This is a genomic window from Clostridium gasigenes (assembly GCF_017348895.1).
Taxonomy (GTDB): domain Bacteria; phylum Bacillota; class Clostridia; order Clostridiales; family Clostridiaceae; genus Clostridium; species Clostridium gasigenes.
On the sequence record NZ_CP071376.1, the window covers coordinates 368,848 to 386,320 of the forward strand.

Genomic DNA, 17,473 nt, shown 5'->3' on the forward strand with positions numbered 1-17,473 from the left:
ATCAAATAAATTTTAGTTCTATATTGCTTCAATTTCCTCAAAATCTCTGGTTACATCTTTAACCCATTTTCCACTAGTAACCCTAAATATACTTACTATAGATTTCAATACTTCATCTGACTTAATAATAAAGAAAACTATAACTATTGGTAATTTAAATACGAATGCAGCTAAGAATCCTCCTGGAATTGCAACTAACCACATAAATATAATGTCATTAACAAGAACAAACTTAGCGTCTCCACCACCCCTAAGAACTCCCATCATCATATTAACCCCAAGTGATTGAAAAACAACTATTATAGATGTTACTTTCATTATCTCCATGGCTATCATTTTAGTAGCGTCTGTTACATTATATAAATCAACAACTACCGGTCTTATAAGATATATAATTATTCCTGCTATCATTCCCATAGCAATACTAAAAAATCCAATAGTAAAGGCATATTCTACCGCCGCCTCTTTCTTCCCTTCCCCAATTGTATTTCCTACTATAACTGCTGCTGCATTAGATAATCCAAATATAAATACAGTTACAAATTGATGAGCCACGGTATTTATACTATTTGCTGCTACTATATCTGTACCCAGCCTCCCTACTATAATAGAAATCATAGATGCTCCTGTTGACCAAAGTAACTCATTAAATAGTACAGGAGTACAAATCTTAATAAAATCTTTTAGCATTAACTTATCAATTTTCAATAAGTATTTTATTTTAAGCCTTATTTTCTCTTCATAAAAAGCAATGAATATTAATACTATTGCAAATTCAATAATTCTTGCAATTACCGTTGCTATTGCAGCTCCCTTAATGCCAAGTTTTGGAGCACCCAAGTTACCAAAAATAAGTACCCAATTAAGGAAAGCATTAACTATTAATGAAATACTATATACTACTATTGATATTCTTACAGTTTTAACAGAACGAAGAATCATAATTGTACAATTTGTTACTGCATAGAACAGATATCCTATGCAAATAATTTTTAAATAGCTTGCCCCAGCTTCAATCACCGCTGAATCTGCTGTAAATATACTCATAAATTGTTTTGGAATAAATACTCCTATTCCAATAAATATAAGAGTTATTCCAATACATACTCTATACATTATTGATAATATTTTATGAATAGATTTTTTGTCACCTTTCCCAAAGTACTGTGAAATCATAATGTTTGATCCACCAGCTAGTCCAAACATTAATATCATAAGTATAAAAAACAGATTATTTGCAATTGCAACTGCTGATAGTTGAACCTCGCCTAATGATCCAACCATAATAGTATCAATCATACTAACAGCAAATGTAATAATATTTTGTATCGCTATTGGTAATGAAATACTTAAAAGTAATTTATAAAACTTCCTGTCTTTTGTTATTTTCATCATTATTTTCACCTCATCTACAGTTTTTTTTATAACATTACGCCACTATATCTCTTTTACTGTTATTTTATCATTTACTTTATTCAATTATTATTCTCTAAAAATATATATCCGAAAACTCTATAGATACCTTCTCAACCTTATCTATTTCAATATTTTTAAATAAATTCTCATTGCTATCTTCTACTAGCTTTACAGGAAGCTTTATAATAAACTCACTTCCCTTTCCATACTCGCTATTAACTGATATACTTCCATCATGCATTTCAACTAATAATTTTACAAGTGATAATCCTCTATTCCACTACCTTCGTTTTCTCTAGTTAAAGATTTATTTACCTGTATAAATCTTTCAAATATACTATCTAAATTTTCTTTTTTGATTCCAACTCCTGAATCCTTTACAGAAATCATTATTGAATCCTCTTCAGATGTTACATTTACAGATATTTTTCCCTGCTGCTTTGTAAACTTTATTGAATTTGATAACAGATTTAATATTATTCGTTCAATTTTATCTGGATCACATGAAATTATTTTTTTATTAGTATTGGAGTAAAATTCAAGGTCTAAATACTTAAGTCTTGCAAATTCTGAAACTGACATTGTTATATCTTCTACTATTTTTACAATATCATAGTTTTTAAGATTTAGGTCTAAAAAACCTGCATCTATCCTCGTGATATCAATTAAATTATTAACTAATCTTATTAATCTATAGCAATTTTGCTTCATAATTTTCTTTAAATTTATAATCTTTTCATAGATTTTAGAATCCGATATATTTCCTACATATATGTCCATTAGCTGTATAGCCCCTAGTATTACGTTTAATGGAGTTCTGAATTCATGGGATATATTCGCAAAAAATTCTGTTCTAAGTTTTTCATATTCCATCGCTTCATTTAATGTTTTTATATTTTCTTCAGCCTTTTTTTTAGCCTCTTCGGTTAACTTCCTTTTCGAAATATCCCTAACTATTATTATTAATTCATTTTTTGTTAACGGTACCAATCTACCTTCAAAATATTTTAGTTGCTCATTATCATTGGTACAAAACTCCTCTTCAACTAAATTATTTGTTGTTAAAACTTTATGTATAGCCTTATTAAAAAACATTTTTGTATCCCTAGGAACTATATCATTAAAAAGCTCTCCCTTATATTCATTAGGAACTATATCAAAATCAGAATGTATTCCTGATTTGCAATCTAATATGATTCCCTGTGAATTTATACGGAAGTAAAGGTCAGGCAATACTTCAAATATCTTTTCAAGTTCTTTAGTTTTTCTTCTCAACTTTTCTTCGGTACTCTTTCTACCAGTTACATCAATGCCAAATGCCCAAGAATTCCATTTAGGAATAGGAAATTCTTTAGAAATATTAAACCATGATATGGTTTTTACACTTCCATCTTTACATACCATGTCATATTCTAAATCTTTAAAGTTACAATCTAACTCTCTTATTTGCTTTAATATTTTTTCTTTGTAAGCTTCATCCGGATATACAGTTTTCCATATTTCATGATTGTTTTTGATTTCTTCCTTAGAATAACCTGTAACTATTTCACATTCTTTGTTCCATACTATTATATTATCCTTTTCATCAATAGCATCCATCATAATTGGCATATTTTCAATAATAAAATTCAACTTCTCTTTACTTTCTTTAAGTTTTATCTCAGTTATCTTTTCATTAGTTACATCATTTAAAACAACAATGATTTTTTTCACTTGAAAATTCTCTTCAACTATCTTTCTAAGTTTAATCCTGAAATGTAACACATGAATGTTTGTTTTAAACTCTTTTTCTAAACATAAAATCTCTTTAGTATTATCATTTTTAAAGTTAACCAAATCCGTCCCAATCCATTCTCCTATATTACTTTTGATATCCTTAGAGTTTATACTTAAACTATTTTCAAACATATTCATTGCATCTGAGTTTACTGTTATTATTTCAATATTATTATCAAAAGTAATAATAGGTACAGGCAAACTATCTAATAATGCTTTCATTTCTATCTCACTGCAAAACATATAAACTGCTCCCTTCCTTATAGCATTCCAATATCTGTAAGTACCTATCCCCTTACAAAAACTAGAACAGTTTTTGTTGCTATTTTATCATTTATTTATTCATACCCCTAATTATACCAAGTTATTTATAGTTTAGTAATCTATTTTTCAAACCACATTCTCAAAATATGTATTTAAGCAAAAGTTATCCACAGTTTGAAAATCTACAATACCGTATAAAGTAAAAAACTGCACTAAAGCCTTAGCTCTATTACAGTTTCATCACTCATTTTTAACACTACTTGTACCTGGAAATTTTAAAACTCCATCTTATTGAATTTATTTTACTATGCCCTAATTTTCAAACTCTGTATTTAATAAAGCATATACATACATGTCCTTGCATTCCCCTGTAACATTATGACATTCGAAGTTTCTTAGATATCCTTCTTCTTTAAAGTTGAATTTTTCTAATATATTTTTTGAAGCAATATTTTCCTCACAAACAAATGCTTGTATTCTAACTAATCCTAGCTTTTTAAACCCTAATGATAACACTTGATTTATTGCTTCTGACATAATTCCATTACGCCAATAATTTTCTGATAATTCATATCCAATCTCAGCTCTTTTGCCTTCAAATCCATTTAAGAATATTGTACCTATAATTTTATCACTTACTTTATCAGCTATTGCAAATCTAATAATCCACCCATCAATATATCCTTGATTCCATATTTTTAAGACTTCAGTACATCTTTCCAATGTTTCTGGTCCATTCCAATCAAGATAACGATATACATTTTTATTAGAATAATACTTTAATAAATCACTGGCATCTTCTAGCATTAATTTTCTTAATCTAATTTTATCACTTTCCATTACTGGAAATTCTTTAAATACCTTTTTAAAATTCAATTTAATTTCCCCCAAATATTTTAAATTTCAAATTACGAATATCCCCTTTAGGCATGAGATAAGATAGGAAACATTAACTTATTTACTCCAAATATGTTTCTCTCTCTACCTTTTACAAAAAGTGTAGTATCCTCATCTTTAAATAATATTTCTTCATAAAAAAGATTTTCATTTGGCGTAAATCCTAAAATGACTTCTTTTATTTCATCACTAATTATTTCATCAATGATAATATCTAATTTAATATCTTTAGTACTAGAAATATCTTGTACATATAATTTATTTCCATCAAACTCTGCAATAACTACAGTATTATAATCCTCAAGATAATAAATACTATCTTTCATAAATGATGTACAATAAAACATTACAAGAGATATACAATTTAACATTGTAACCTTAGAAAAAGATATTCTATTATTAACTATGTTATAAAGTAATTCTCTATGGTTTTTATTTGCCATATCCATCTTTGTCATATTTCTTGACTTACATTTTTTATTCACATTAATTGAGCATTGATATTCATTCATTGGTACAAATCCAAATTTAGGATAAAATTCAAGAACACTATCATTAGCAAAAAGGTATATTAGCTCACATTTATCTTCCCATTCTTTTAACACCCTTTCCATAAGTGCTTTGCATAAACCTCTTCCTCTATATTCATCAGCAGTCATAACTGTTCCTATTTGTATATATCTCTTTTGTTCATCTAAAATTAAGAACTCCATAATACTTACAGAAACATTAGCAACAACAATTTCATCTTCTAATAATGAATATGTTATATATCCATCTCCCCAATATCCACCATTGTACCATTGCTCAAAATCTATACCAAAAGTTTTTCTTGCCAGATTATTAAAGCTAGTTCTTAATATTTGATTATTTTTATAATCAGAAATATACCTATATTGCTTACCTTCTATCTCCAAACATTCTCTCATTTTTTACTCCCACTTATATCAATATTTTTTATTTACTATATAAATTAATCTTCTTATCTATATTTTATTATTAATTTTTCAATTACTCAACCTATTAAATTTTTATCAAATAAAAATAAGCCACAAACTATATAAATAGTCTATGGCCCATTAAATATTTATTTATTTCTTTCCTTTAAAATAATTCTATCTATACTCTTTTCAGATAAAAAATACTTTTCTGCAAGAACTTTTTTACTTGTACCACTATTATATTCATCATAAATAGTTAAATCTCTTAATTTAATTTCCTCTCGGGTGTTAGTTTTTTCTCCCCATTGTTTTCTATTACATTCTTTCCTAGGAATATAAATTACTCCACAGTCTACATACTTTTGATCTAATTACCGTCTTGAATCTACTCTAAATTCAATTTATTTTTAATAATATAATTGCATGCTATAAAAGATACTATTCCAAATAAAATCTCACAAACTAATAAAATATGGATAGTGCCCATAAAATTAGTCCCATTATCCATAAGACTAGGATCATTAGCAATAAACATAATTGCTTGTATAACGGCTTTAATAGTACCAATTATCATATTTAATACTATAAAAGATCCAAAAGATGCAAGAATTCTATTTTTGTTAAATAGGTGTCCTATTGATATTGATAGATATAATATTAAAATACTTGATATCATTAATACAAATGCATATAAAATTATTTCTAGTGCAAATCCATAATATTCTTGCGGTACATAACCTGTAAACTCAGCAAAATTAGTAAATAAATCCGTGAACATACCTTTTGAAAATGCCATTATAATTATAGATAAAACTGCTACAATTCCACTAACAATAATCCAAATAATTGAAGCTCCAAGTTTACTTAAAATATTCATCCAAGTTCGAACTGGTAATGTATTCATCAAGTATCCTTCATCACCTAATAAATTTTTATAAAATCTTTGTACGATTACGAAAAATGTTATAATAAATATTGCTACCATAGTACATCCATAGGCAAATATAGTTATCATTACTGGAATACCACCTAATAGCTCACTATTAGCGTTATTATTAATTCCCATAAATAACTTATTTATAAGTGCAAACATTAATAATGCAATATATAGTGGTATAAGTGTTCTTGCCGTAGATTTTAATTCGTACTTAATTAATTTTCCTAACATTTAAATACCTCCCTAAACAATGCATCAACAGTTTTGCCTTCTTCTTCTCTTATTTCATCTACACTTTTACATAATGTAACAGTTCCATATGAAATAAAGATTACATCATCAAGTATTTGTTCTATATCAGAAATTAAATGCGTTGAAATAACTACTGTAGCATTTTCATTATAATTATTAATTATTGTATTTAAAATATACTCTCTCGCTGCAGGATCTACTCCTGCAATTGGCTCATCTAATAAATATAAATCAGCTTCCCTACTCATAACTAATATAAGTTGAACTTTTTCCTTTGTTCCTTTTGACATTGTCTTTAATTTATCTTTTGGATCTATATTTAATCTCTTTAACATATCATAAGCTTTCTCGGAATTAAAATCCTCATAAAAATCTTCAAAGAAATTAATTATGTCAGAAACCTTCATCCACTCATTAAGATAAGTCCTTTCCGGTAAATATGAGACTATTTTTTTAGTTTCAACCCCTGGCTTTTTACCTGCTATTAATATTTCTCCGCTTGTTGCTGTTAAAAGTCCATTGGCAAGTTTTATAAGTGTACTTTTTCCACTTCCATTTGGTCCAAGCAAACCAACTATTCTCCCCTTATTTATTGTTAAGTCTATTCCTTTTAATGCTTCTTTGCTTCCAAAGCTCTTCACTAAATTTCTACACTCTAATATAGGATCACTCATTATTATTCCCCTCCCCTAATTCTTTTAAAATAATTATACTTTCTTCCTTGTTAAAACCTATACTTTCCATACTTCTTAGAAACTTTTCTGATTGTTCTGTTGCCAAATATTTTTTTAATTTTTCAATCTTTCTTATATCATCTGTAATAAATCTTCCACTGGTTGTTTGACTCTGAACTATTCCTGTTTTTTCTAGCTCACTTAAAGCTTTTTGCATTGTATTAGGATTCACAGATGCTTCGCTTGCCATATCTCTTACTGATGGTAACCTTCCACCAGCTTTATACAATCCAGATATTATTCTTAATTGGATTTGTTCAATTAATTGTAAGTATATTGGTCTATCATCCTTAAATTCCCACGGCATAATCTCACCCCTTTGTATTAACCTCTTAATACAATGCTATACCATTTTATGTCTATTGTCAAATTATTTAAACAAAAAACTGCAATAAAGTTTTTAACTCTATTACAGTCTCATAATTTAAATATTATAGTTTTATGATGCCTAAACTACTAGCACGTCCTTTAAAGGGTAGCCATTCTTCATAACTTTCAGCAGTACTAGGTATAAATTTCATTTTTTTAAAACCTTCACCTGTTGATTTATATTGAGATCTTAATTGATTTTTCTCTTCATAAACATTAAGTTCTGAAATTAGCCCTACGGCTTTTAGCGCTAGGATATGTGTTTCTATAGTTTTATCGCAACATTGTCTTTCATTTCCATATTCTAAATTAATTAGCCTTATAATCTCACCTGTATTTATTACTTTAGGCTGAATACTTCTTTCACAAATTAATTGAAGCATTCTAAATTTCATTGGTAGTTTCATATTATTACTCCTCATATTTTCTTAATTTCACCATTTCTTTTGGGTTTCCAGAAACCAAAATTGCTCCAAATACAATTATAAAACACCCAATTATTAAATTTGGAGAAGCATGTACACCATTTATTAACCATTCTAAGATTATTACCCATATAGGATAAGTAATATTAAGAGCCATAGCTCTTCCTACTCCAGTCTTACTTAACCCAAGATAAAAAGTTATATAGGATACACTACATACTATGCCTGCTAATATTAAAGTTAGCATATTAGGAGTTGTAAATGAATTAGATAATATTTCATGTACTTTTATAAATGGGATAACACAAAATAGATACATGAAGAATGAAACTGTTTGTCTAACCGAAATAGCTATTTCAGGATCTACAACATCCATAGCATAAGCACCAAGAACTCCTTCTAACCCCCATCCTAATGCAGCTATAAATGCAAATAGTATTCCTAAATAAAACTTAGGATATATTGTAGCCGTTGGTGCTACATATCCTGTAGCTATAGCTCCAATAACACATAATAAGATTCCTATTAAAGTTCTTTTATTTAGTTTTTCTTTAAGAAATATTACAGCTAAAATTGTTCCAACAGCAGGATAACAAGAAGTTATAACTGCTGTATACGAAACTCCCGCCATATTAATTCCAATTAAATATCCTGACATTGCAAGTGGTCCGCTAAATACTGCTGAAATAATAATAAGCAAACCCATTTTACTAAATAAACACCTATTAAATTCTTTTATTTTACCAGTATACCAATTGTAAAGTAAAATAAAAAGAGATGAAAATCCTGTATGTATGCATGCCACTATAAGAGATGCTTGAACTGCAGTTTTAACATCGTTAAATGGATATCTAGTTAATAAATATCCAAGTAGAACTGCGTCTACCCCCCATGTTATACCCGAAATCAAGCAATTACCTATACCCCTTTTAGCATAATGTAAATCTCTCTTCAACATTAAACTAGCTATATCTTCCAATATTAATCGTCCCTTTCATATATATAAACTTTGTATAAGTCATCATAAAATAAATAACAGACTAGTATACTTTGTATATTATTTATTTTATAATACCTAATTACAAAATTTAAGATTTATATATTTTCAATTTAGATTGTAGAACTTTTAAATTTTATTCAATATATTTTATTATTTTGCAAGGATTTCCAACTGCGACAACATTAGCTGGAATATTTTTTGTAACCACGCTACCAGAACCTATTACGCTATTATCTCCAATAATTATACCTGGGTTTATTATTGATCCACCTCCAATCCATACATTATTTCCTATAGTCACAGATTTTGTATAATCAGCATTTTTTGGTCTTAGTTTCGGATCAAGTAGATGAGTTGCAGTAAATATACTTACATTAGGGGCAATTAATACATCATTTCCAATTTTCACAAAGCCATCATCTAAAACTAAAAAATTAAAATTAGCATAGAAATTTTCTCCAATTTCTATGTTAGTACCATAATCACAAAGGAAAGGAGGTTCTATTTCAAAATTTTTTCCTATTTTCGAAAATAGTTTTTTTATAATATTTATTCTTTCTTCTGTTTCTTCAGGATCTGTATTATTATATACTTTTGTAAGATGTCTAGCTTTATTTCTTAAAATTATTAAATCTTTATCATACGCATTATATATTTCACCATTTAGCATTTTTTGTTTTTCACTCATTTTATACACTCCTATTCATCTCTTCTTAATTAATAGAGTATAGCATAACAGTATAATAAATATGGCTATACTGGTCATAAGGACTCCTATGTATAGTAAAGTGTTTAGAAAAGGAACCATAGCGTATATGTTTAAAGCTTATAGTCTCTATCGATAATATCAGGGGGATTTTACAAGAATTTGAAGAAATAATTATGATGAAACATTCTATGTACCCTTAAAAAATCGCGTAAAAATAGGTAGTCCATATTTGGACTACCTATTTTAGTATAGTATATCAATAATTTAGTCTAACAGAGCTTTATTTTTTATTTCATATGTATATCCATTTGAGGGTAAGGGATATCAATTTCTTCATTATCAAACTTAATCTTGACTTTTTCTAATAAATCAAAATAAACTGTCAAATAATCCTCAGTTTTGCACCAAGCTCGAAGAACAAAGTTTACTGAGCTATTCCCATGTTCATTTATAGCAATAAATGGCTCGGGAACATTTAAAATTGAATTATGTTTATTCACAATTTCAGTAAGTACTTTCTTTACATGTAAAATGTCAGCTGTATAAGCTACTGCAAATACTAAATCAACTCTTCTTGTATCTTTTGCAGTATAGTTTACTACAATACCGTTAGATAAAGTTCCGTTTGGTATAACAATTGACTTATTATCATTAGTTACTAAGTTTGTATAGAAAATTTTAATACTTTCAACAGTACCTGAATGTCCATTCGCTTCAATATAATCTCCTACTTTAAAAGGTTTGATAAATAGTAGTATTACTCCACCAGCAAAGTTTGATAAACTTCCTTGAAGAGCAAGTCCAACTGCTAAACCAGCAGAAGCTATAAGAGCCGCAAAACCAGTTGTTGGGATACCTATGTAACCTAATATAAATATAACTAAAAGAATTTTCAGTATAGCTTCACATAAGCCATCTAAAAAAGTAATAAGTGTTGCCTCAACATTTTGTTTCTCTAAAATAGCTCTAAATCCTATAATAACCTTGTTTATTAATTTGAAACCAATAAAAAGAGAAATTAAACCTATAATAAGTTTTAAACCGTTTGTTGATGCCCAAAAAATAATTTGTTCCGAAATTTTAGTTATGTCCATAAAGCCCTCCAATCTAATTGTAAAATTGATTATAGTCAAAAATTTATAATAAATCAATTGTTCTGAATTATTATATTAGTAAGTGAAAATGATATCACCTAACTGTAAATCTTACTAAGAAATTGAATAATACAACTATTACACTATTTGTGTTTTATATTTACTGATTATTAAAATAAAGTTATAAAACAAAAATACCCCATTTCCAAAACAGCTTTACCAAAACCATCTTCGAAAAACTCTATCATTGCATCAGTATTATTGCCTATAATTCTTGAAAAAGCTACAATATAATCTTTTATGTCTTCAGGATCTATTTTTTCATTTTTATTCATACAATACTTCAAAAATACAGCATACCTTACTAATAAATACTCCAATATAATCATTTGAAAAGAAATTGCCATCTCCTCAACATCATTACTGACGCAGCTACTTAAAATCTTAGCTACAATACAATTCTCAATTAGCTTATTATGTTCTTCAAATAAACTTTTATAATCATGCCACTTTGCTGAAAGACTTTCAATTTTAATAGTTTCCGCAAAGTTAGAACTATCTTTAAAAAGCTCCTCTAAAATAGAAACTTCCTTATAATTCTGTATAATATCTAAAAATAGAGAATTAATTTCTTCAATTGAATCATCTGTGTTTAACTCTATTTCGTTATACGTAGCTATAAGTTTTTGTATATACTCTCCTTTATTATACTTTTCTATTTTTTCTAATAAAGTATCTTCTCTAATATTTTTATTTTCTAAAGTAGTTAATAACATTTCAAAACTAATAATAAGCTTATCTTCTAATAAAAAATTCTCCTGATTTATTATATTAATAAGGGCTTCTCTTATTCTAAGTTCTAATAAATGGCTTTTTAAATTAGTATCCTTTTCTGAAATTATATTTATTTTTCCAGCTATGCTTCCCATAAGTTCTACTACTTCTGGACATGCACATGATAATGAAAGTTCCTTTCTATCCTCAAAGATATTCTCTATCCTAGGAAATGTATGACATGTTAAAGATAAATACCCTTCTCCATGGCCTTTTACTATCTGGCATAACCCCTGTTTATCTAAGAAAGGACACGCTTCACCAGTCTCCTTATCTATAAAATACTCTGTTTTACTTCCACATTTTTTTATTTTTACATTATTAAAAATATAATCAACCTTATCATTTTCTTTTTCCCATTTATTATAAGTATCAGTATCTATACTGACATCCCAACCTTCACAACATGTAAATTTGCATTTATCAGCTATGCAATTAAACTTATCATAATTTGAAATTTTTAAGATATCTATTCCTTTATTCATATAATTTTACTCCAATTTTTTATAATATTTGTTTAACCATTAATTATTATAATAGATTTATTTGGTTTTAGTATATTTTTTATTATCTAAAACTATGTAAATCATATATGCCCATTATAACCTACTTGTTGTGATTTTCTATAAGTAATAATAAACCCTACTTAATCGTTAGTAAGTATTTTATGAACTATCTTCATCTTGTGCTTAATTATATATGTATATCATTCACTTGTATTTTGACAAATATAACTCAAGCCTCAATAAAAAACTGCAATAAAGTTTTAACTCTATTGCAGTTTCATCATTCAAATTATTTTATTTATTATCTACCTTTTAGGGCACACTTTCCTTTTTAAATACATTGAGTGTTTTCGTTCCTAATAGCTTGATAGTCTTTACGCTCTGTATACAAATCATCCTTAAGAGGATTCTTCTTGTTTTTAATAATTGTTCTAACTTGATAAATTCCAACTCCAACATTAAATACTAAAGCTAAAATACTTACTGTATAATAAGCTGTTGAGCTATGTGTTGAAGCTACTGCATATTTACCATGAACAAAGAAATTTGGAATTGTTAACATAAGCATCATGTAAAGTGCTAATGTATGAACTCTATGTTGAGCCCAAGCACCTTTTTTGATTGTAAATGCAGGGATTGTACAAGATATAAGCAATGCTGCACTATAAAATGCACGATCTGTTACGCAGTTGTAAACATAAGCAAAGTTCCAAAGATCATAAGCTATAATCCAGAACCACATCATATCAGGCCACACTAAATCATGATGCTTATCCTTGCTTATAATAATACCACACCAACCGCAAAGGGCTAACATATTAATAATACCGGCAATTCCATTCATAGCATTCCATGGACCACCCTTGAAGAACATATCGTCTATTACACCTTGCATGCCCATGACTTGAAATTCACGAACAACTGCTTCTAATATATTAAGTGCAAGAATGGCAGGTGCCAATGCCAGACACCATTTTTTGCTTTGCATTTTTTTATTAAAACGTAGTCCTAAACCAATATAACATCCTACTAATGCAGAATAAGTTTTGACCCATGCAAACCAGTTAGCTGTTTGAGCACCGGTTCCTGATCCAGACGTTTTTGGCCAAACAAAAATTGTAAGTATAATAGGTAATACAACAAAAAATAAAATACCTGTTAACTTGTTATATCGAGTTACTTCATTGAAAATCATAAGACCTGCTAAAATAGCTATCCAAACTAACCCTGAATACAACGGAATAGATTCAAATAAAAACATTATTATACCTCCTAAACTTTTATAACAAACCGATCAGTCGTTATGTTAATGATATCATATAATGTAATTTTATGCCAACAAAATATTACTTAAAGCATCAATAAACTCTTGTTGATTCTTACTCTTATCTTCAGATTGTGCTATCCTTTTAATTGCTATATCAACGCAATTTGAAAGAAAAAGACTGTAATAAAGTTTTTAACTCTATTACAGTCTCATAATTTAAATTTTTTATACTACTATATATCTAGTTCTTCTCCCTTTTGCTCCATTTGCCATACCATATACAAGTAGTTGGCAGCTTCATACCACAACTTTGTATCCTCCTGTTCTAAAATATCATAAACCTTAGAATTGTAGAAATTTATTAAAGCATCTTTTCTATTTACACCTTTATTATCAACTTCTTTTTCAATAACTTTTGAAACCTTTAACGGAATGAATATGTGCACATTCTCTTGCGTTACTTTTGGTAATTTCATATTAAACCTCCTCAAAGCCAATAAACTTTAATCTTAACATCGCCTTCTCACTATGAAATGAAATTTGATCATCTAACTTATATGTTCTTAACTCGTTTATTGCAGTATTAAAATCCATAAATTTATTTTCAAAAGCATTTAGACATGTATATACTCTATCATCTGCTACCGCACCCTTAACTATATCAAATCTATGCTTAAAATCTTCCTTCATCCTATTATCTAATACAAAATTTAGCCAATTTTCGCTTGGTCCATTAAATTCTATTACTTGTAATTCCTTATCATCTATAAAACTATCTTCTAATTCGTAAATACTTATATATCCACTTTGAACAGACTCTCTTCTTTTCTTAATCTGAGACCACTTATACGCTTTTCCTTACTAGTAGTTGTATAAAACCCATGTCCAAAATCCAAAGTTCTATTTCCTTTTATAAGTTTAGGGTACTCAACTAAAATATGACTTCCGTGATAAAGTTTCATATCTTATATCCTCTCTTTTTTAAGAATTGTTCTATTTCATCAATAATATATCCTTTACCTTGTGTATGAAGTATATCATATCCATCTGTTAAGAAGTCTATAACCCCACTTTGATTAAACAAATTTGCAACTTCCTTACCTTTCATGTTATGCTCCATCTTAAAATTTTCTATACAAAATGAAATGAACTCAATAATTACATCACCAGAATATAAATTTTTCATAAAGTCACCGCCCTTTTATACATATCAACTAATTATCTATAACTATATTATAACTTAATTTAATTACCCAAATTTCAATATAATATTATTATTTTATATTTTAAGCAACCTGCTACTAAGATTTTTTTAATATCCCCTACAGTACTACTCTACCCAGTAATTAATTTAACATTACGCTTATATTTGGTAAAAACTAAGACTTCAAAACCCTTATTCTGGAAACCCTATTTTCAAAATTTACTTATTGTAAACAAACCGTATGCGATAGTTCATGTATTAGAATAACTTGGACAGTTTTGTGCTTATATGAAATGATTGAACTTAGTCGAAAAAAATGTTATGCTATCAATATTAAACTTAGTAAAATGTCTTTACTATATAAAAATAAATTATAAAATTTCAATTAATACGATAATATATTAAAGAGCTTATTTTTGTAAGCTCTTTTTTAATGATAAAGAGAGGTACTAATATGATAAAAGTTGATAACTTATCCTACTCATTTCCAAAAAAAGATCTATATAATAACATTTCATTTACATTAGAAGATGATCAACATTGTGCTTTCATAGGAACAAATGGCAGTGGAAAAAGTACACTGATAGATATACTTATTGATCCAGAAAAATATATGTTCGATGGTACTTTAGAGAAGTCCCCTAATTGTAGAATTGGGTATGTAAGTCAATTTTCACAACAGGACGAAACAAAAGAAATTACAGTTTTCGAATATATCGGAGAAGAATTTATTAAACTACAAAATGAAATGACATCTATTTGCAGCGAAATGGAAACATCTTCAGATATTGATACTTTACTAGAAAAGTATCAACAAACTTTAGATGCATTTGATGCAATTAATGGTGATGATTTCGAAAAAGTTATTAATAAAAAACTAAATCTTACAAACTTAATGAAGTATAAAGATATAATGATATCTGCCCTTAGTGGTGGTGAAATCAAGCTTATTCAAGTAATTAAGGCAATGCTAAATAGTCCTGACTTAATGATTATGGATGAACCAGATGTGTTTTTAGACTTTGAAAACCTTAATTCTCTTAAAAATCTAATTAATTCACACAAAGGAACAATGTTAATTATTACTCACAACAGATATCTACTTAATCATTGTTTCAACAAAATTATTCACCTTGAAAATATGGAAATACAAGAGTTTGATGGAAGCTATATTGATTATAACTTCTCATTACTTCAAACTAAAATTGAGTTACAAGAACTAGCTGCTGTTGATAATGAAGAAATTGATAGAAACGACAAACTAATAGATAAACTAAGATTTCTCGCAACTGATCATGCTGAACCTGCAAAAGGAAGAGCTCTAAAGGCTAGAGTTAAAGTTCAAGAAAGATTAGAAAAACGTAGAATAAAAGCCCCATTTGTAGAAATTAAAGAACCTTATATAAGTTTAGCTGCCTATAATGTAATGGATGAAGCCACTGTTTTAAAAGTTACTGATTACAGTGTTGCCTTTGATGAAATGCTTCTAGAAAATGTTACCTTTGAGATTAAATCTACTGATAAAGTAGCCATTGTCGGCTCAAATGGTACAGGAAAAACTACTTTACTAGGAGAAATCTTAAAAAACAATAATGATTCTATTGAGATAAATGAAAATGTTGAAATAGCATATTTATCTCAACTACAAGGCAAAACGCTAAATAATTCTAATACCATACTTGAAGAGTTTTTCGATGTTGGTTTCGAAACTCGTGAAGATATTGTATCACATATTTCAGACTATGGTTTTGAAGAAAAAATAATTAATCAAAAAATAGGCACATTATCTGGTGGAGAGAAAAATCTACTTCAATTAGCTAAAATTTCTGAAAGTAAATCAAACATGTTGCTTCTTGATGAACCAACATGCCATTTAGATACATATTCACAAATAGCACTTGAAAAAGCTATACAACATTATAAAGGTTCTATTATAATGATTTCACATGATTTCTATACTATAGTAAACTGTATGGATTATGTTTTAATCATTGAAGATAAGACAATTAGAAAAGTAAAGATGAAAAAATTTAAAAGGATGATTTATGCTAATCATTTTGGCAGAGACTATTTAGAAATTGAACAAAACAAAAAAATAGTTGAAACAAAAATACAATTAGCTTTAAAATATAATGATTTTATCCTTGCAAAAGAGTTATCTGAAGAGTTAGAATCGCTGATTAAGTTACTTCAAATTTAGTGAGTAACAAGGGGCTCACGCCCTTCCCCTCTAACACCTCGGTGGCAATGTCATCAAGCTAAGAATACATTAAAATTGGTAAAATAAAAAGGATATGTAAAAACATCTCCCCAACACATAAATTATCTATTATAATTTTATTGTAATAACAATGGTAAAAACTGAAACTCATAGCTCATTATTCTGGAAACTATATTTTCAGAATAATGAGCTATTTCATTTATTAAACTGTAGAACTTATTGTTTTTAATAATATCCCTTTTCACATAATAGATCATAACAATAATTTACTTCTTCATCAGTAAATAATTCTGCATATTGAGCTTTAACAATAGTCGCCTCCATTGTTAATTCAAGGACTCTCACTTCTACTAATTTATTAAAACAATCCGATGTCCTACCTTTTCTGAAAATTTCCTGTGCAGTTCTAACTATTCCAAATCTATTTATTGTTTCTAGAAATCTTGTCATGTTACAACCATATTCTTTTTCTGCTATTTCACAACTTCTAATAACTTCCTGTTGTAATTTTTTCTCTAATGTTCCCATCTTTACACTCCAATTAATATTTATTTTGCTAAAATAATTATAACATTAAATATACTCCATTTTAATAAAAACTTTGCCACCTATAAACAAATAACAATC

At 27.9% G+C, this 17,473-nt stretch carries 18 protein-coding genes and 2 pseudogenes; 1 reads left to right on the forward strand and 19 read right to left on the reverse strand.

The genetic code is table 11. The annotated features are described in order from the left end of the window. Window positions 1-18 precede the first annotated feature (18 nt). The 18 genes and pseudogenes from J1C67_RS01825 to J1C67_RS01905 all read right to left on the reverse strand — a co-directional run bounded on the left by J1C67_RS01825 (window position 19) and on the right by J1C67_RS01905 (window position 14,607). Window positions 19-1,395, reverse strand: coding sequence for an MATE family efflux transporter (locus J1C67_RS01825; protein ID WP_243175692.1), 1,377 nt, complete (start codon window positions 1,393-1,395; stop codon window positions 19-21). Between the two features lie 94 nt (window positions 1,396-1,489). Next, a complete protein-coding gene (locus J1C67_RS01830; protein WP_167867592.1) occupies window positions 1,490-1,657 on the reverse strand; it encodes a hypothetical protein in 168 nt (55 codons plus the stop codon). A 14-nt stretch (window positions 1,658-1,671) separates the two neighbouring features. Then, complete coding sequence (locus J1C67_RS01835; RefSeq protein ID WP_207253550.1) at window positions 1,672-3,414, reverse strand: PAS domain-containing sensor histidine kinase; 1,743 nt, start codon at window positions 3,412-3,414, stop codon at window positions 1,672-1,674. Between the two features lie 354 nt (window positions 3,415-3,768). Further along, window positions 3,769-4,332 carry a GNAT family N-acetyltransferase gene (locus J1C67_RS01840; RefSeq protein WP_167867590.1) on the reverse strand — a complete coding sequence of 188 codons (564 nt, stop codon included), beginning with the start codon at window positions 4,330-4,332 and terminating at the stop codon, window positions 3,769-3,771. A gap of 47 nt (window positions 4,333-4,379) precedes the next feature. After that, window positions 4,380-5,282, reverse strand: a complete 903-nt coding sequence (locus tag J1C67_RS01845; RefSeq protein ID WP_167867589.1) for a GNAT family N-acetyltransferase — start codon at window positions 5,280-5,282, stop codon at window positions 4,380-4,382. Window positions 5,283-5,440: 158 nt separating this feature from the next. Further along, a pseudogene (locus tag J1C67_RS19365) lies at window positions 5,441-5,647 on the reverse strand (CD3324 family protein); the annotation flags it as partial. Window positions 5,648-5,679: 32 nt separating this feature from the next. After that, entirely contained in the window at window positions 5,680-6,462 is a 783-nt protein-coding gene (locus J1C67_RS01850) for an ABC transporter permease (RefSeq protein WP_167867588.1), read from the reverse strand. Next, window positions 6,456-7,157 carry an ABC transporter ATP-binding protein gene (locus J1C67_RS01855; protein ID WP_167867587.1) on the reverse strand — a complete coding sequence of 234 codons (702 nt, stop codon included), beginning with the start codon at window positions 7,155-7,157 and terminating at the stop codon, window positions 6,456-6,458. The genes J1C67_RS01850 and J1C67_RS01855 overlap by 7 nt, the downstream gene beginning before the upstream one ends. Further along, a complete protein-coding gene (locus J1C67_RS01860; protein WP_167867586.1) occupies window positions 7,150-7,524 on the reverse strand; it encodes a GntR family transcriptional regulator in 375 nt (124 codons plus the stop codon). Before J1C67_RS01860 ends, J1C67_RS01855 begins: the two co-directional genes overlap by 8 nt. 124 nt (window positions 7,525-7,648) lie before the next feature. Further along, window positions 7,649-7,993 (reverse strand): hypothetical protein, encoded by a 345-nt coding sequence (locus tag J1C67_RS01865; protein WP_167867585.1) that lies wholly within the window; start codon window positions 7,991-7,993, stop codon window positions 7,649-7,651. 4 nt (window positions 7,994-7,997) lie between these two features. After that, window positions 7,998-8,990 carry a DMT family transporter gene (locus J1C67_RS01870; RefSeq protein ID WP_167867584.1) on the reverse strand — a complete coding sequence of 331 codons (993 nt, stop codon included), beginning with the start codon at window positions 8,988-8,990 and terminating at the stop codon, window positions 7,998-8,000. A 154-nt stretch (window positions 8,991-9,144) separates the two neighbouring features. Then, the gene (locus tag J1C67_RS01875) at window positions 9,145-9,699 is read right to left on the reverse strand and encodes a sugar O-acetyltransferase (protein ID WP_167867583.1); all 555 of its coding nucleotides are present in this window, start codon (window positions 9,697-9,699) and stop codon (window positions 9,145-9,147) included. 308 nt (window positions 9,700-10,007) lie between these two features. Continuing rightward, complete coding sequence (locus J1C67_RS01880; protein WP_167867582.1) at window positions 10,008-10,814, reverse strand: mechanosensitive ion channel family protein; 807 nt, start codon at window positions 10,812-10,814, stop codon at window positions 10,008-10,010. Between the two features lie 170 nt (window positions 10,815-10,984). Next, window positions 10,985-12,133 (reverse strand): flagellin lysine-N-methylase, encoded by a 1,149-nt coding sequence (gene fliB, locus J1C67_RS01885; protein WP_167867581.1) that lies wholly within the window; start codon window positions 12,131-12,133, stop codon window positions 10,985-10,987. Between the two features lie 352 nt (window positions 12,134-12,485). Beyond that, window positions 12,486-13,415, reverse strand: coding sequence for a DUF5692 family protein (locus J1C67_RS01890; protein WP_089973785.1), 930 nt, complete (start codon window positions 13,413-13,415; stop codon window positions 12,486-12,488). 239 nt (window positions 13,416-13,654) lie between these two features. Then, window positions 13,655-13,897, reverse strand: a complete 243-nt coding sequence (locus J1C67_RS01895; protein ID WP_167867580.1) for a hypothetical protein — start codon at window positions 13,895-13,897, stop codon at window positions 13,655-13,657. Window position 13,898: 1 nt separating this feature from the next. Beyond that, a pseudogene (locus J1C67_RS01900) lies at window positions 13,899-14,383 on the reverse strand (DUF3990 domain-containing protein). Next, on the reverse strand, window positions 14,380-14,607 hold the full coding sequence (locus J1C67_RS01905) for a DUF3791 domain-containing protein (RefSeq protein WP_167867579.1): 228 nt from the start codon (window positions 14,605-14,607) through the stop codon (window positions 14,380-14,382). Before J1C67_RS01905 ends, J1C67_RS01900 begins: the two are co-directional and overlap by 4 nt. 472 nt (window positions 14,608-15,079) lie before the next feature. Here J1C67_RS01905 and J1C67_RS01910 point away from each other — a divergent pair, with 472 nt between their 5' ends. Next, window positions 15,080-16,825 carry an ABC-F family ATP-binding cassette domain-containing protein gene (locus tag J1C67_RS01910; RefSeq protein ID WP_167867578.1) on the forward strand — a complete coding sequence of 582 codons (1,746 nt, stop codon included), beginning with the start codon at window positions 15,080-15,082 and terminating at the stop codon, window positions 16,823-16,825. A 246-nt stretch (window positions 16,826-17,071) separates the two neighbouring features. Here J1C67_RS01910 and J1C67_RS01915 read toward each other — a convergent pair whose 3' ends face one another. Beyond that, window positions 17,072-17,374 (reverse strand): hypothetical protein, encoded by a 303-nt coding sequence (locus J1C67_RS01915; protein WP_167867577.1) that lies wholly within the window; start codon window positions 17,372-17,374, stop codon window positions 17,072-17,074. Between the last annotated feature and the right edge of the window lie 99 nt (window positions 17,375-17,473).

What these genes read in the sequence shown, in the direction of transcription:
- J1C67_RS01825 (WP_243175692.1), bottom strand. Translation starts at nt 1,395, where the DNA reads ATGATGAAAATAACAAAAGACAGGAAGTTTTATAAATTACTTTTAAGT.
- J1C67_RS01830 (WP_167867592.1), bottom strand. Translation starts at nt 1,657, where the DNA reads ATGCATGATGGAAGTATATCAGTTAATAGCGAGTATGGAAAGGGAAGT.
- J1C67_RS01835 (WP_207253550.1), bottom strand. Translation starts at nt 3,414, where the DNA reads ATGAAAGCATTATTAGATAGTTTGCCTGTACCTATTATTACTTTTGAT.
- J1C67_RS01845 (WP_167867589.1), bottom strand. Translation starts at nt 5,282, where the DNA reads ATGAGAGAATGTTTGGAGATAGAAGGTAAGCAATATAGGTATATTTCT.
- J1C67_RS01850 (WP_167867588.1), bottom strand. Translation starts at nt 6,462, where the DNA reads ATGTTAGGAAAATTAATTAAGTACGAATTAAAATCTACGGCAAGAACA.
- J1C67_RS01855 (WP_167867587.1), bottom strand. Translation starts at nt 7,157, where the DNA reads ATGAGTGATCCTATATTAGAGTGTAGAAATTTAGTGAAGAGCTTTGGA.
- J1C67_RS01860 (WP_167867586.1), bottom strand. Translation starts at nt 7,524, where the DNA reads ATGCCGTGGGAATTTAAGGATGATAGACCAATATACTTACAATTAATT.
- J1C67_RS01865 (WP_167867585.1), bottom strand. Translation starts at nt 7,993, where the DNA reads ATGAAACTACCAATGAAATTTAGAATGCTTCAATTAATTTGTGAAAGA.
- J1C67_RS01875 (WP_167867583.1), bottom strand. Translation starts at nt 9,699, where the DNA reads ATGAGTGAAAAACAAAAAATGCTAAATGGTGAAATATATAATGCGTAT.
- J1C67_RS01880 (WP_167867582.1), bottom strand. Translation starts at nt 10,814, where the DNA reads ATGGACATAACTAAAATTTCGGAACAAATTATTTTTTGGGCATCAACA.
- fliB (WP_167867581.1), bottom strand. Translation starts at nt 12,133, where the DNA reads ATGAATAAAGGAATAGATATCTTAAAAATTTCAAATTATGATAAGTTT.
- J1C67_RS01890 (WP_089973785.1), bottom strand. Translation starts at nt 13,415, where the DNA reads ATGTTTTTATTTGAATCTATTCCGTTGTATTCAGGGTTAGTTTGGATA.
- J1C67_RS01895 (WP_167867580.1), bottom strand. Translation starts at nt 13,897, where the DNA reads ATGAAATTACCAAAAGTAACGCAAGAGAATGTGCACATATTCATTCCG.
- J1C67_RS01905 (WP_167867579.1), bottom strand. Translation starts at nt 14,607, where the DNA reads ATGAAAAATTTATATTCTGGTGATGTAATTATTGAGTTCATTTCATTT.
- J1C67_RS01910 (WP_167867578.1), top strand. Translation starts at nt 15,080, where the DNA reads ATGATAAAAGTTGATAACTTATCCTACTCATTTCCAAAAAAAGATCTA.
- J1C67_RS01915 (WP_167867577.1), bottom strand. Translation starts at nt 17,374, where the DNA reads ATGGGAACATTAGAGAAAAAATTACAACAGGAAGTTATTAGAAGTTGT.